This window comes from Sphingopyxis yananensis (assembly GCF_020687785.1).
In the GTDB taxonomy this organism is placed as follows: Bacteria; Pseudomonadota; Alphaproteobacteria; order Sphingomonadales; family Sphingomonadaceae; genus Sphingopyxis; species Sphingopyxis yananensis.
On sequence record NZ_JAJEWI010000010.1, the window covers coordinates 111,971 to 127,323 of the forward strand.

Consider the following 15,353-nt stretch of genomic DNA (forward strand, 5'->3'; position numbering starts at 1 on the left):
TTGTCGTTGACATCAATGCACATGGAAGGCGTAAAAACCTGCTTTGTTTGCGGCGAAATGGGGGCAGCGGCATTGACTTTCGCCGTCATGTTCCGCTTACGCAAAGTAGAGGGATCAGCTTTGGTAGAAAGCTGATTTGCAGAAACGAGGTTCTAACGTGTTTAAAGGTTTGAGGCCCATCCTCTATGGCGGACGCGAAGTCTGGCCCTTGGTCGAGGGTGGCAAAGGCGTATCCGCAACAAACCATCTTTCCAGCGGCGCTTGGGCGGCAGCAGGGGGGATTGGAACCGTATCGGCCGTCAATGCAGACAGCACCGATGCTGATGGTAACATCATCCCTCAAATCTATCATGGCGCGACGCGCCGCGAACGTCATGACGAATTGATTCGCTATGGCATCGCTGGCGGCGTGGAGCAGGTTCGCAAAGCGCATGAGATTGCGAATGGCAAAGGTGCCATCAATATCAACGTGCTGTGGGAAATGGGCGGCGCGCAAGAAATTCTCGAAGGTATTTTGGAACAAACCCCCGGTTTGGTGACGGGCGTCACCTGCGGCGCGGGTATGCCGTACAAGCTGAGCGAAATCGCTGGGCGGCATAATGTCCTTTATTTGCCGATCGTGTCGTCGGGCCGTGCTTTTCGTGCTTTGTGGAAGCGGTCGTACCATAAGGTCCCGCATTTGCTGGGCGCGGTTGTGTATGAGGATCCTTGGTTGGCTGGCGGCCATAATGGTCTGTCCAATGCCGAAGACCCGTTGAAACCCGAAAATCCGTTCCCCCGCGTAAAGGCGCTGCGCGATGTGATGCGCGGCGAGGGGATTTCGGATGACGTGCCGATCGTGATGGCTGGCGGCGTCTGGTATCTGCGCGATTGGCAGGATTGGATCGACAATCCGGAACTGGGCCAAATTATTTTCCAATTCGGCACGCGGCCTTTGCTGACGCAGGAAAGCCCGATTCCGCAAGTGTGGAAAGACCATCTGCGGACATTGCAGGACGGCGACGTCTTGCTGCACCGCTTCTCGCCCACCGGATTTTATTCCAGCGCCGTGATCAACCCCTTCTTGCGGGATTTGCAGGCACGTTCGGAACGTCAAATCCCGTATAGCAAGCAAGAAGCGGGCGACCATGTTGTCCAATTGGATGCGGGCGTGAAGGGCAAGAATTTCTGGGTCACGCCGCATGACCGTGACCGCGCCCGTGCGTGGGTGGCGGAAGGATATGTGGTCGCATTGAAAACACCGGATAATACAGTGGTGTTTGTGACCGAAACCGACCGCGATATCATCCGCAAGGATCAGACCGATTGCATGGGCTGCTTGTCGCATTGTGGTTTTTCGTCATGGAAAGACCATGATGATTATACCACGGGATATTTGGCGGACCCGCGCAGCTTCTGTATCCAAAAGACGTTGCAAGATGTCGCGCACAACGGAAATATTGATCAAAATCTGATGTTTGCAGGTCATGCGGCCTTTAATTTCAGGACCGATCCATTTTATTCCAACAATTTCACACCAACCGTTCAGCAGTTGATGGACCGGATTTTGGCTGGCGATTGATGCCGTCCTTGCGGTTGTAATATAGAAAAAGGCGCCATCCCAACGGACGGCGCCTTTTTTGTTGTTTTTGGGAAGGATGATTCCGATCGTTCCGCGCCACCAATGGGTGAGCGCGCGCTGCTTACATCCAGCCGTCCAGCACCTGATCGGCGGGACGGTGTCCGTCCACCCATGCGCGGATATTGGCGATGACTTTGCTGCCCGATGCCTCGCGCCCTTCGATGGTGGCAGAACCCAGATGCGGCAACAGCACCACATTGTCTAACGCCAGCAAATCGGGGTCCACGGCGGGTTCATGGGTGTAAACATCCAGCCCAGCCCCCGCGATGCGGCGCACCTTCAAGGCTTCGATCATCGCGCGTTCGTCGACAATTTCGCCGCGCGCGGTGTTGATCAAATAGGCGGTCGGTTTCATGGTTGCGATGCGTTTGGCATTGACCATATTTTGCGTTTCGGGCGTGTGCGGACAGTGCAGCGTGACGACGTCGCTGATCCGCAGCAACGTATCGACGCTGGCGTGATAGCTGGCGCTCAATTCCTCTTCGATCGCGGCGGGCAGGCGTTTGCGGTTGTGATAATGGATCGACAAGCCAAAGGCGCGGGCGCGGCGGGCCACGGCCAGACCAATGCGTCCCATGCCAATAATGCCCAGCAATTTTCCACCAACACGGTGCCCCAACATGGCGCTGGGGGCCCAGCCTTGCCATTGGCCGGACCGCATCAGCTTTTCCCCTTCCGCCAGACGGCGGGGGACAGACAGGATCAGCGCCATCGTCATATCGGCGGTGTCTTCGGTAAAAACGCCTGGGGTGTTGGTCACCATGATGCCGCGCGCACGGGCGGCAGCCAGATCAATATGATCGACCCCCGCGCCGAAATTGGCGATCAGCTTTAACCGGTCGCCAGCAGCGTTAATTACCTCCGCATCAATGCGGTCGGTCACGGTCGGAACCAATACGTCGCAGTTCTGAACGGCCGCGATCAACTCATCCTGCGTGAAGGCATGGTCATGGGCCGACAAGGCCACATCGAACAATTCGGCCATGCGCCCTTCCACGGCAGGCATCAATTGGCGGGTGACGATGACGCGCGGGCGTTTGGGTGGTGTTGATTCCGACATAAGTTGGGATAGAGCCTGCGCGCAGGCAGGCGTCAAGACGTGACGCACAGAATATGGCGGAAATTCTTCGCAAAGCGGTTGTTCCGGCTGTTGATAATTGGACCGATTTTTGACACATATAGGCTATGTATTTCCCTAGAATAATCGGCGTCCTGTTGTTGACCATGACCAGCGTTCCCGCTTTTGCGCAGGCGGAGCGTGAGGTTCCTTATTGGGCGTCCATCAATGTGGATGAAGCGCGTATGCGCAAAGGGCCATCACCTGCGGTGCCGGTTATTTGGGAATATAACCGGAAATATCTGCCGGTTAAGGTCGTGCAGGTCCATAATGAATGGCGCAAAATTGTGGACCCAGATGGTGCCGAAGGGTGGATGGCAGCACGGTTGCTGAGCATTGCGCGCACGGCCATTGTGACAGGCGGAACGCGGGTTATGCGGACATCGCCAGAATCAGACGCTAGCATTGCCTACCGTGTTGAGGCGGGGGTTGTTGGTCGCTTGGGGGAATGCCGCAAGGGATTTTGCATGTTGGACGTGAAGGGCCGCAAGGGTTGGATTGCCGCCGCCCATATCTGGGGCGATTAAGGCGGGCCCATATCCGATGAACATATAGGGTAACAAAAAAGGCCGGAACCCGTGGGGAACCGGCCTTTTTTGTTAGGCGATGGCAAGGCGAAATGCAGCCATGGCGGGACGCTTAGCGGCGGCGGAACATGTCGCGATAGACGCGCACAACCTTGCCATTGCGTTCATTCACCAACAACAGGTCGTTATAATGGCGGACATAGACCTGATTTTTGTTGGCGCGGGGCAGGCCCCAGCGACTGTCCCAATTTTGACGGTAATTATTGTTGTAATAATCGCGGCGCAGCGTCGATCCGTTCTGGAAACGTTGATAGGCGAAGGGCGCGCGGAAGTTGCTGTAACGCTGGTCTTGGCGCCAATCGCGCGTGTTGTTGCGGTTGTTGTCATAGCGATGGTCGCGCTGATTATGCTGGGTGGTGGCCGCATGATCACGATTGTGGGAATTATAGGACGGTTGGGCGCTGGCAACGGCGGGGACCATCAGAGCAGCGATCAAGCCAGCGGTCAGAATATTTTTCTTCATCTTATCATCCTTTCAAACCGTTGCCGGTGGAGGGGAAGCGGGAGGGGGAACCCAGCGACCATTTCTGTCTAGATGATTCGATTTGAACAAAATCAGAATGCTTTGTTTATCTGTTGGACATCATTGTCGCATTGTGTCGCAAACTATGATGACCAAAACAGAATAAGGGCCGCTGCGTGGTGACGCAGCGGCCCTTATTCGGATAAGCTGAATAGCTTTAGATCAGTTCAATCGCCACCGCTGTGGCTTCGCCGCCGCCAATGCACAGGCTAGCAACGCCGCGCTTTTTGCCATGGCGCTTCAAGGCGGCGATCAGCGTTACGATGATACGCAGGCCGCTGGCACCCAGTGGGTGACCCAGTGCGGTCGCGCCGCCATGCACGTTGATTTTGTCATGTGGAATACCAATGTCCTTCATCGCGAACATAGCGACGCAGGCAAAGGCTTCATTGATTTCGAACAGATCGACATCGTCGACGCTCCAGCCTGCATTTTCCAGCAATTTGTTGATCGCACCGACGGGGGCAATGGTGAAATCCTTGGGTTCTTGGGCATGGGCTGAAAAAGCCACCAGCTTGGCAACCGGCGTCAGGCCCTTGGCTTCGGCATAGGATTGGCGTGTCACCACGGCAGCCGCTGCACCGTCCGAAATCGACGAGCTGGTGGCAGCGGTAATCGTGCCGTCCTTGGCGAAAGCGGCGCGCAAGGTTGGGATTTTGGCGGCATTGCCGCGACCAGGCTGTTCGTCGGTGTCGACAATCATCTCGCCCTTGCGGCTTTTCACCGTGACAGGGGTGATTTCGTCGGCAAAAGCGCCAGCGGCGATGGCGGCTTGCGCGCGTTCCAGCGAAGCGATGGAATAATTGTCCATATCTTCACGGGTCAGGCCATAATCATTGGCGGTATCTTGGGCGAATGTGCCCATCGCGCGGCCAGCGTCATAGGCGTCTTCGAGGCCATCCAAGAACATATGGTCATAGATGGTGTCATGGCCGATGCGGGCACCCGAACGATGCTTGGTCATCACATAAGGTGCGTTGGTCATCGATTCCATGCCGCCAGCAATGGCGAGGTCGATGCTGCCTGCCATCAACGCTTCGGCGGCCATGATGACCGTTTGCATGCCCGACCCGCAAACCTTGTTGACGGTTGTGGCCTGAACCGAAGTGGGCAAGCCAGCCTTGATCGCAACCTGACGGGCAGGGGCCTGACCCAAGCCAGCGGGCAGAACGTTGCCAACATAAATGCGTTTGACGTCCGCACCGTTAATACCGGCGCGCTCAACCGCCGCTTGCACCGCCACGGCGCCCAGTTCGGTAGCCGAGACATCAGAGAACACGCCTTGCATCCCGCCCATGGGCGTGCGTGCGTATGACAGGAAAACAATGGGATCGGCTGTGGACATGGTATCGGACCTCCAGAGAATGATATTTTGAAGGGCGATTAGCAGCTTTTGCTGCGGTTGCGAAATGGAAATGCGATGGGGTGCCTGTCAGTTTCGTCTTGAAACCAACGGCTGGGCATGATGTTGTTGGATATCAGCACAAGATAAAATTGGGGGAGTGGGACATGGCAACATCGGTATCGCAGAATGACGCAGCGGAAACATCGCGTATGCAACAGATTTTGTTAAAGCAGCGGGCCAGTTTTACCGCCGCCTTACCAGAGGATTTATCGGTTCGCTCTGATCGAATACAGCGGGCGATTGCCTTATTAGTTGATCATGCCGATGCTTTTGCCAAAGCGGCGAGTGAAGATTTTGGGCATCGCAGCCGCGATCAAACGTTGATGACCGATATTATGCCCGCGATTGGCGCGCTGAAACATGCCCAAAAACATATGAAATCATGGTCTAAGGGTGAAAAGCGCAAGCCGACTTTCCCGCTGGGCTTGTTGGGGGCCAAGGCCAATGTTGTGTACCAGCCCAAGGGTGTGGTGGGCGTGGTCAGCCCATGGAACTTCCCTGTCGGGATGGTCTTTGTGCCGATGGCGGGCATTTTGGCGGCGGGCAACCGTGCGATGATCAAGCCCAGTGAATTTACCGAAAATGTGTCCGATTTGATGGCGCAATTGGTGCCGCAATATTTTGACGACAGCGAAATGGCGGTGTTTACAGGGGGCAGCGACATTGGGGTCGCTTTTTCCAAACTGCCTTTTGACCATTTAATCTTTACTGGTGCGACCAGCGTAGGGCGGCATATTATGCGGGCCGCGGCGGACAATCTAGTGCCGGTCACGCTGGAATTGGGCGGAAAATCGCCGACCTTTATTGGTCGCAGCGCGGACCACGAATTGGCGGGCCAACGCGTGGCGATGGGCAAGTTGATGAATGCGGGGCAAATTTGTCTGGCGCCCGATTATTTGCTGGTTGCCGAAGATCAGGAATCGAGCATGATCGATGCCGTGACGCGCGGCGCGGCGGCCCTTTATCCCACCATGTTGCATAATGATGATTATACCTCTGTGGTGAATGGTCGAAATCATGATCGGCTGATGTCCTATCTGGCCGATGCCCGCGAAAAAGGGGCCGAGGTGATTGAGGTTAATCCCGCTCAAGAAGATTTCTCTACGGCCAACGGCCATAAAATGCCGCTGCACATCATCCGCAATCCTACCGATGATATGAAGGTGATGCAGGACGAGATTTTCGGACCAATTCTGCCGGTGAAAACTTACCGCGATATCAACGAAGCGATTGATTATGTGAACGCGCATGATCGGCCCTTGGGCCTATATTATTTTGGCACCGACAAAAGCGAGGAAGATCATGTCCTTGGCCGTACCATTTCGGGCGGGGTTACGGTGAATGACGTCTTGTTCCACAATGCTATGGAAGATCTGCCCTTTGGCGGTGTTGGTCCGTCCGGCATGGGCAATTATCATGGACATGACGGGTTCAAAACCTTCAGCCATGCACGCGCCGTTTATAAGCAACCGAAAATGGATGTGGCGGGTATGGCGGGCTTGAAGCCCCCCTATGGTTCAGTCACCGCCAAGACATTGGCGCGGCAGTTGAAAAAATGACGCGCCAGCATCGGGGCGGCGCGTCATTCTAGGTCCTGTAACGAAAAATGTTTGGGGGCGGGCGGCTTATTTGCGGCCCGCCACATCAATATCCTTGCCCAGCAAAGTTTGAACATAAACGCGCTGAATCAACACAAAAACCACCACGGTCAGGGGGGCGGCCAGCAATACGCCCATTGTACCGAACAACAAGCCAGCCGCGATAACGGCAAATAGCAAGACGGCGGGGGGCACGTTGACGGCTTGTTTTTGAATCATAGGTTGCAGGAAATTGCCCTGCAATTGCTGAATGATTAAATATAGCAATAAGGTCCATAGCGCGGTGATGGGCGAAACGGTAAAGGCCAATAGCACGGCTGGCAGGCCAGCAATGATCGGGCCGATCATGGGAATGACATCCAGCAATCCAGCCAGCAAGCCAAGACCCGCTGCGGCCGGAACGCCCAGCAATTCTAACCCCGCCCATGTAAAAGCGACGATGACCAGCGACGAGACAGATTGTCCCAGCATCCAACCGCGCAGGCCATGGGAAATATCATCCAATGCCAAATCTGCGGTTTTGACGGCTGGCTTTGGCAGCAGCAACAACAGCCCCCGACGATAGGTTGCAGGGTCACTGGCCAAGAAAATGGCACCGACCAGCACCAACACCAGATCGGCCAAGCTGCTGCCAGCGGCCAAAGCATAGCCGCCTGCTTGGGACAAGATTTGGCTAATGTCGTTGCTGCTGACAGATGTCAGCTCGCGGGCCTTGTCGCCCCAGCCAAAACGGTCGAGAAAATTTTCGACATTGGTCACCGCGCCGGGGATGCTGTCTTGGATGGTGTCGATCTGTCCGGCCAGTTGTGAACCGAACAGCGTGAACGCCGCTGCGATAATGGCGATCAAGCTGATCACCGATAGGGTCAGGGCGATACCGCGCCCCAATTTCAAGTGGCGGCATAATACAGACGCGATGGTGTCGAATATCGAACCAATCACCACCGCCGCAAAAACCAGCATGAAGAAACGGGTCAATTCAATCATGACCAATGCCGAACCCAATATGCCCAGCACAATCAGCGTGGCGATGGCAATTTGCCCATAGGGCAGATGCGTGGTTGCCGCATTGGCGACCCTTATGGGGTCGGCCACGGCGGCGGGAGTGTCGGCGGGCGGGCGCGGTGGCGGTTGGTCATTGATCATAAACAAGAGTTTATAGAAAGCGTGGCGGCAGACAAGCGGACAGTTTGAAGCACTAAGTCCACTATGGAGGGGTGGGGGAGGGATGCGAAATGTGAATTTTTTTATGTTTATGCAGATATTTGTCACATTTGGGCTAGACGAGTCACTCGGCCTGTGGCAACGGCGTCTCACGACATCGGAACGGCGGAAACGCCAACAGATGAACGTCCACGTGCCCCTGTGGTGAAATTGGTAGACGCGCCGCACTCAAAATGCGGTTCTGAAAGGAGTGCTGGTTCGAGTCCGGCCAGGGGCACCATTTGTTCTTATCAAGAACAATCAAACCGCTCTCTTAAAAATCATTTCATCATATTGAACATGCTTGGTTGCCTATCGGCAATGCATGGCGGTGCATTTGCCGCGCTGCGCGGCGAGAAATCATCTCTTTTGAACATAAGAAATCAAAGAAGACGGCAGCAATGAAGCTGCCATCTTCTTTTTCGACTGTTGCCCTAGGCGTCAGGCCGGAAGCAAGATCATCACTTTGGCGGATTGATCGGCATCGGCGGCCATGGACAGTGCAGGGTGCAAATCTTCGATGGAAAAACGATGGCTGATCATTGCATCGCGGTTGATGGGTTTTGCCGCCATCATGTCCAAGGCTTGTTGAAATTCATCCGCCCGCTGGTCCGCGATCGAACCGGAAATTTTCAGTTCATTGGCCATCACTTGATATAGGTTGATGGGCACAGCGTTTTTATACAAAGCAATGATCGAAATTCGTGTTCCAAATTTCGCGATATCAATAATTTGGTTCAGTAAGGCGCCCGCACCGGCGGCATCGATAAAGACGTCAGTACCGACAAATTTTTTGCCATAACGTTCGCCCGCGCCGTGATGCTGGGCCAAACTGTCGGACAAATCCGATTCTGCGGTATTCACAATGGCATGGGCACCCAAGGCGAGGGCGCGTTGAAGGCGGCTTGCGACGCGGTCGACAACGACGATGCTTTGAACGCCGCGATGCGCCAGCATGGCCACGGCGCACAGGCCAATCGGGCCAGCGCCCAGCACGACGACCTGATCCTTGTCCGTCACATGCACCAAATTCATGCCATGAAGTGCCACCGACAAAGGTTCGGCCAAGGCGGCTTCTTCATAGCTGATATGGGGAGGGATTTTGTGCAGCGCCATATTGGGATTGGCGTCGGGGATATGAATGATGGTGGCCATCGCGCCTTCGGGGCCGCCATTGCCAATACCGCGTTGATCAGGATTTCCGGCGACCGCATCGCCGACCGAAAATTCGGAAATATTGGAACCGACAGCGATAATATCGCCAGCAAATTCATGGCCAATGGGCATTGGCCCTTCACCGCCCAGTCCGCCCATGGCGATATAGCCTAGATCGCTTCCGCAAATTCCGCAGGCCCTGACCTTTACCAACAGGTCGTTGGGACCAATGGCTGGCGTTGGCAGTTCGTCCAACTGCACATTCGCTGCACCATGGATACGGGCTATTTTCATCCTTTCCACGCTCTCTCCTCTATATTGTGATTTTATGGGTAAGTTTAGCATGGAGAAAACGAGATTTGTAATATTTTTATAATAAAATGATGAATTTCGTGAATTATATTCGTATTTAAATACGCATTGTCGCATTTCTTCTCGTCTCGACGGGCAGCAAGGATGCGCAGTCCGTCATGCCATGGTTTTTAAGGCTCGACTGAAATTTGTATAAGGCGCAGAAAGCATAGCGTTTATGCTCTTGCTCAAGCTGCTAGATATAATCACCAATTTTGTGCCGGTTTTTGCTGATCGTTTAGCTGCCGCGTTGTTCAGCAATGCCATTGGGAATCATCCTGATATTTTTTCAATAACTTGCTAACAAGAATTAAAGTAGCTATTTGAAATGCTAATCGCCGGAACGCCGCGTTGTGGCATCATTGGGCTTTCGTCGGTTGTCGTGGATTTTGCTATGAGCGGACCTAGATCTCTGGGCTTTTTGCGAAGCCATGTTCAAATATTGGGAATTTTAAAGATTTTGAGAGAAGCCTATTTATGTGATTGTTTTTCATCCCATTTTTCGGGTCTTGATGGGCAGCGGTCGTCCGTCGGGCTGTTAAGATAGCTCTGCTCAACCTCATGTCTCTTCCGTGAAATAGATATGCCTATGGCGCGCCGTTTGATTGTCGTTGGATCAAATGTTCATTTTTCCGCGCCGACATAATTTCCGTTCTCTTTTCTGTTCCTATCCAGCCATTAATTGACCGACAAAATGGTCGCCGATCTTAGCGAAATGAGTGAGCCTTCATCGTGACCAGCCAAGTCCAAGCCGTCGATGTTCCGTCCGTCACAGCGCCTAGCAGCCCTATTCGCGCAACCGATGCCCCCAAATTTGTCACCCAGATTGTCGGAGCGGTCGCTGCGGCGCATTTGTTAAATGATCTGATTCAAGCAACTTTGCCCGCCATTTATCCGATGATAAAAGATAAATATGATCTAACATTTGGGCAAATTGGCATCTTGGCGATGATTTATCAGATCACCGCCTCGCTCTTGCAGCCATTGGTGGGTTTTTACACCGACAAACATCCTGTGCCATATTTGCTGCCCATCGGGATGATCACGACATTGATTGGCGTGATCGGAATTGCATTGGCTAACAGCTATATGATGCTCATTCTGACCTCCGCCATCATCGGTATTGGCTCGGCGGCGTTTCACCCCGAAGCGTCAAGGGTGGCGCGTATGGCGTCGGGCGGTCGGTTCGGAACGGCGCAATCCTGTTTTCAGGTGGGTGGGAATAGCGGTTCTGCCATCGGGCCACTTGTGGCGTCGGCGATCATATTGCCACTGGGGCAAATTGCCTTTGGTTGGCTGGCTGTTGCCGCCGTTATCGGAATTTGGACATTATTCTTTGTGACGCGTTGGCGCTTGCATCATCCGCAGGCGCAATTGAGCAGCGCCCCAACATCCACGGCGTTTCAGCATAGCCGTGCCACGATCATCCGCGCCTTGGTGGTCGTCGCAATTTTGATGTTTGCAAAATTCATCTACATCGGGGCCTTTACCAATTATTTCACATTTTACCTGATCGAGCGTTTTGACCTGAGCGCACGGGCATCGCAATTTTATCTCTTTTGCTTTTTGGGGTCTGTGGCGGTCGGCACCTTTTTTGGTGGTCCCGTGGGCGACCGCATTGGCCGAAAGGCTGTCATCTGGGTGTCCTTTTTGGGCGTTGCTCCCTTTGCCTTGCTATTGCCGCACGCCAATCTGATGTGGACAGCCGTTTTTGCCATTCTCATCGGCCTTATATTGTCATCCGCTTTTGCGGCATTGGTTGTCTATGCACAGGAATTGGTTCCAGGCCGTGTGGGGTTGGTTTCTGGCCTGATGTTCGGGTTGATGTTCGGCATTGGCGGCATCGGTGCTGCTTGCATGGGTGAGTTGGCCGATCAGCATGGCATTATTTGGGTGTTCGGCGTGGTGGCCTATTTGCCTTTACTTGGCTTTGCGACGGCGTTGCTCCCCAATACGAACGGTCGATAAAGGGTCGATCGGAAAAATTATACGGGGACGCACCAGTGCAGCGTGGCCCGCCGCGCTGCACTGGTGCGGGTGTTTCAGTGGTCCTATTTCATCAATTGCCGTTGGAAGGCGTCTACGGACCAGTCGCGCCCCAGAAAGGCATTGACGAGTTCACCCGCATCTTGGGTCGCGCCCGCTTCCAATATATGGGTCCGATAACGCATCGCGACATTTTTGTTGCGAATACCCTTGTCCTGAAACGCGCCGAACAGGTCGGTGGCAATCGCCTTGGACCAGCTATAAGTGTAATACATAGCGGAATATCCATCCAAATGCCCAAAATTGGCATAGGGATGGGTATCAGGAATATTGGGGATGGGCGAATATCTCGCCATTTGCTCATCATAGAGCTGGGCCAAATTAAAATCGGGTTTGCGATTGTAAAAGTTCAACGAAACGGCCGCAAAACCAATTTGCCGCCGTGCTGCCGCCGCCTCGCCAAACCAGCGGCCTGCATTCATACGTTCCACCAGTGCAGCGGGAATGGGTTCGCCTTTGTCGTTGGATGCAAAGCCTTTCAGCGTGTCATAATCCCACGCCCATTCTTCCAGCAACTGTGATGGGGCTTCGATAAAATCCCATTGCAGCCCATCCATATTTTGCAGGCTATATTGCTGTTGCCCGGCATAAAGCCAGTGAATGAGATGGCCGAATTCATGGAGGAATGTCACCACATCATCATGGTCCATCGGCCCCGTTTTGGGGAAGTTGCAGAGCAAGGCCGCGATGGCTGTTTGCTTGTCTTTTATGCCATGTTGAATTGGAAATGCGGCGGCATGGTTAAACTTCCCATCACGCGGATGCATATCCAGATAGAAATGCCCGATCAGCCGACCTTGGTCATAGAGCGACCAACCACTGACATCCGCGCTCCATGGCTGGCCGTCCCATGGCCGGATATCGGCCCCGAATAAATCGGCCATCAGTTGGAAAATACCAGCCTGCGCTTTGTCATAAGTGAAATATTGGCGCACCTCGGCCGCGTCGACGCTATATTTTTGGGCCTTTAATTTGTTGTTGAAATAGCTGCCGTCCCACCGTTCCAGACGTTGAATATTGGGGTCTTCGTCTTGGGCAAAAGCGGTGAGTTCCTTGTAATAGACATCCGCCGCGGGCCGCGCTGCGGCGTCAATATCCCGCAGAAATTGTTCGGCGCGCTGTGGATTTCCAATCATTTTGTCGGACGTGATCAGCGTCGCATAGTCGGGATAACCGAGTGTGGTCGCCAGTTCATATCGCTTTTCCAACAAAGATTTGAGCACGGCTTCATTGGCGGGCCATGCGCGGTTGGCAAAGGCGGTCGTCAGGGTTTGGCGGATGGTGCGCGTTTTGGCGAAATCAAGCACAGGATAAATATCGGGATAATCAAAAGTCAGATGAATTTTTCCATCTTGGGCGGGTTTGCGGGTGTTTAAAAAATCGTCGGGTACGCCCACCAAATCCGCAGGGGCAAAGGCCACATCCCCTTTGTCTTCGCGAATATTGGTTGCAAATTGAAGGCCAATTTCCGCCGCTTCATTGGTCAGCGTCGCGACTTTGGCGCGTGTCGTGTCATCTTTGTCCACGCCCGATCGCCGAAAGCCGTCTAGCACTTTCGCAAGCGTATATTGCGTTTTGCTGTCCAGCCCAGCGGCGGGGATAGCGGCGAGGCGGGCGTAGAGCGGACGCGACATAGCGATGTCGGTATTGATGGCGGTAATCGCTTGGACACAAAGTGCCGCCGCGTCGCGTACGTCTTTGTTAGGGTGCGATTCCATCGCGAGATAAAATTGCCCAAAGGCCCCCTGACTCAAGGCATGGAGCGCGTCATATGAAGCGAAATCGCCCGCAATGCTTGACGGGCCTGTCCGTTCTTCCAATGCCGTTTTTGCAGTCTTTATATCCGCTTGAACGGCATTGCACCGCGCCGATACGGCGGGTGCGCCGCTGGAGAGCGTGACGATGGTCGTCGGCACATCCCTTGCGGCGGCGGTCCCTGCAACCGTCATGGTGGCTAGCGATATGGTTAGCAGCAGCGCAGTACGATTATCGATCATGGCAATCCCCCCAGATTGGCCCCCAGATTAGACTGCAAAATTTCATATCCGCCAGCAGATGGCAAGGATTACTATCCATCTATGTTGGGCCCGCGAAATCAGCAATTATCGGCGGATTTTTCCATTAAATATCGGGGCGTTGCCGTTCACTGCGCCGATAACGTGAGCCTATGATGGGGCGCGAGTGTTTTGACAAAGGCGTCGTCATGGCTGACCACCAATACCGCACCGTCATAATTTTTCAGCGCAGCCTCCAAGGCCGCAATGCCGTCCATATCCAGATGATTTGTTGGCTCGTCCAAAATCAACAGCATCGGTTGGGGATCGGCACCCAAAACACACGCAAGACCGGCACGCAGACGTTGTCCCCCGCTCAGCCTGTTGGGCGTCAGCAAGGCAGCGTCTGCCCGAAATCCGAAACGTGCCAATGCACTATGCGCCATATGGATCGTCGCGGTCGGGTTGAGCAATAGATAGTTTTCGCACAGGTTTTTGTCCGGCATGAACAACCCCATATGCTGATCGAGCAGGGCATAAGGAACGAAGATGTCCGCCGTGCCGCGCTGGGGACAAATTTGCCCTGTGATGATTTTGATCAGGGTGGTTTTCCCGCTGCCATTTGGTCCAGCAATCAGGACATGTTCGGGGCCGGTAATGGTCAGCGATAGGTCATGGATGACGGGCTGTGCTGGGTTATATCCGCCCGTTACATGGTCAAGCCGCAGCACAGTCTTGCCCGCTGGCAGATGGGTTGGGGGGATATCCATCCGCAGGGGTTGCAGAATCTCGACCTTGCTGCGGGCGCTGCTGAGCCGGTCTTCGGCTTCATGCCGCTGGGCATGATAAAGGCGGGCGGTATCGCCAGCGGAACTTTCCGCCCGTTCTTTGGCAAAGTCGAGCATGATTTTGGGCTGATCGCGTTTGGCGCGCGCCTTTTTTCCGGCGCTGTCTTTGCGTGCCTTGCGTTCGCTGGCCTGTTGCGCCCGCCGGTTGACGTCATCACGCGCTTTTTCGGCCAGATTTACTTCCTGTTCCGCCGCCAATATTTCGGCGTCCTTGCGTTGCCGAAAGGCGCTGTAATTTCCGCCATAGCGGGTGGCCCCGAACATGGTGAGTTCAACGATGGAATCCATGTCTTCCAACAGGTCGCGATCATGGCTGACGATAATCGCGCCTTTCGGCCAGCTTTTGATCAGTGACCGGACCATATCCCGACCGCGTTGATCAAGATTGATAGTTGGTTCGTCCAGCAACAGAAAATCTGGTTTGGAAAATAAACATGCGGCGATGGCCGCGCGGCTGCGTTGACCGCCTGACAGATGATGCAAGGGCGTATCGGCCTCGGCGGACAGGCCGCAGCGAATAAGCGCTTCGCTGAGGCGGGTCGGCAAGGTCCAGTCCGCATCGGCCAGTTCATCACTGGATATGAGGCCGTTGTCGGCCCGTTCCAACAGGTCCAGCGCGGACCTTACGCCGAACAAATCGGCGATTGTTTCATCGGGGTGCGGGATTGCATCTTGCCGCAATATCGCGATTTTTCCGGAAATTTTGATATTTCCGGCGGTGGGACGCAAATCGCCGCATATCAGGCGGAGCAGCGTTGTTTTTCCAACGCCGTTGCGCCCGACAATTCCAGTCCGCTCGCGGCTGAAATGGGCGTGAACATCTGTAAAAAGCGGTGTGCCGTCTGCCTTAGTGTAAGACAGGCCCGATAGGGAAATGGATGCAGGCATAGGAAATAAACTCTCGC

General features: G+C 54.4%; 11 protein-coding genes and 1 tRNA gene. 5 read left to right on the forward strand and 7 right to left on the reverse strand.

The window, feature by feature from the left end; genetic code table 11:
* The first annotated feature begins 157 nt into the window (after positions 1–157).
* Positions 158–1,561 carry an NAD(P)H-dependent flavin oxidoreductase gene (locus tag LKO31_RS12130; RefSeq protein WP_227690829.1) on the forward strand — a complete coding sequence of 468 codons (1,404 nt, stop codon included), beginning with the start codon at positions 158–160 and terminating at the stop codon, positions 1,559–1,561.
* Positions 1,562–1,682: 121 nt separating this feature from the next.
* On the opposite strand, the gene LKO31_RS12135 is transcribed toward LKO31_RS12130, so the two are convergent.
* A complete protein-coding gene (locus LKO31_RS12135) occupies positions 1,683–2,681 on the reverse strand; it encodes a 2-hydroxyacid dehydrogenase (protein ID WP_227690830.1) in 999 nt (332 codons plus the stop codon).
* A 164-nt stretch (positions 2,682–2,845) separates the two neighbouring features.
* On the opposite strand from LKO31_RS12135, the gene LKO31_RS12140 reads away from it, so the two are divergent.
* Entirely contained in the window at positions 2,846–3,265 is a 420-nt protein-coding gene (locus LKO31_RS12140; protein ID WP_227691237.1) for an SH3 domain-containing protein, read from the forward strand.
* Between the two features lie 112 nt (positions 3,266–3,377).
* On the opposite strand, the gene LKO31_RS12145 is transcribed toward LKO31_RS12140, so the two are convergent.
* Together LKO31_RS12145 and LKO31_RS12150 are read right to left on the reverse strand one after the other, a co-directional pair.
* On the reverse strand, positions 3,378–3,788 hold the full coding sequence (locus tag LKO31_RS12145; protein ID WP_227690831.1) for an RcnB family protein: 411 nt from the start codon (positions 3,786–3,788) through the stop codon (positions 3,378–3,380).
* 217 nt (positions 3,789–4,005) lie between these two features.
* Positions 4,006–5,193 carry an acetyl-CoA C-acyltransferase gene (locus LKO31_RS12150; protein WP_227690832.1) on the reverse strand — a complete coding sequence of 396 codons (1,188 nt, stop codon included), beginning with the start codon at positions 5,191–5,193 and terminating at the stop codon, positions 4,006–4,008.
* A gap of 164 nt (positions 5,194–5,357) precedes the next feature.
* Here LKO31_RS12150 and LKO31_RS12155 point away from each other — a divergent pair, with 164 nt between their 5' ends.
* Entirely contained in the window at positions 5,358–6,812 is a 1,455-nt protein-coding gene (locus tag LKO31_RS12155) for a coniferyl aldehyde dehydrogenase (protein WP_227690833.1), read from the forward strand.
* Positions 6,813–6,878: 66 nt separating this feature from the next.
* Here the strand turns inward: LKO31_RS12155 and LKO31_RS12160 are convergent, their stop codons facing one another.
* Positions 6,879–7,997, reverse strand: a complete 1,119-nt coding sequence (locus tag LKO31_RS12160; RefSeq protein WP_227690834.1) for an AI-2E family transporter — start codon at positions 7,995–7,997, stop codon at positions 6,879–6,881.
* A 213-nt stretch (positions 7,998–8,210) separates the two neighbouring features.
* Here LKO31_RS12160 and LKO31_RS12165 point away from each other — a divergent pair.
* Positions 8,211–8,295, forward strand: a tRNA-Leu gene (locus LKO31_RS12165).
* A gap of 200 nt (positions 8,296–8,495) precedes the next feature.
* Here LKO31_RS12165 and LKO31_RS12170 read toward each other — a convergent pair.
* Positions 8,496–9,503 (reverse strand): zinc-dependent alcohol dehydrogenase, encoded by a 1,008-nt coding sequence (locus LKO31_RS12170; RefSeq protein WP_227690835.1) that lies wholly within the window; start codon positions 9,501–9,503, stop codon positions 8,496–8,498.
* A 789-nt stretch (positions 9,504–10,292) separates the two neighbouring features.
* Here LKO31_RS12170 and LKO31_RS12175 point away from each other — a divergent pair.
* Entirely contained in the window at positions 10,293–11,528 is a 1,236-nt protein-coding gene (locus LKO31_RS12175) for an MFS transporter (protein ID WP_227690836.1), read from the forward strand.
* An 83-nt stretch (positions 11,529–11,611) separates the two neighbouring features.
* Here LKO31_RS12175 and LKO31_RS12180 read toward each other — a convergent pair whose 3' ends face one another.
* Together LKO31_RS12180 and LKO31_RS12185 are read right to left on the reverse strand one after the other, a co-directional pair.
* A complete protein-coding gene (locus LKO31_RS12180; RefSeq protein WP_227690837.1) occupies positions 11,612–13,603 on the reverse strand; it encodes a M3 family metallopeptidase in 1,992 nt (663 codons plus the stop codon).
* Between the two features lie 146 nt (positions 13,604–13,749).
* Positions 13,750–15,336, reverse strand: coding sequence for an ABC-F family ATP-binding cassette domain-containing protein (locus LKO31_RS12185; RefSeq protein WP_227690838.1), 1,587 nt, complete (start codon positions 15,334–15,336; stop codon positions 13,750–13,752).
* Positions 15,337–15,353 lie beyond the last annotated feature (17 nt).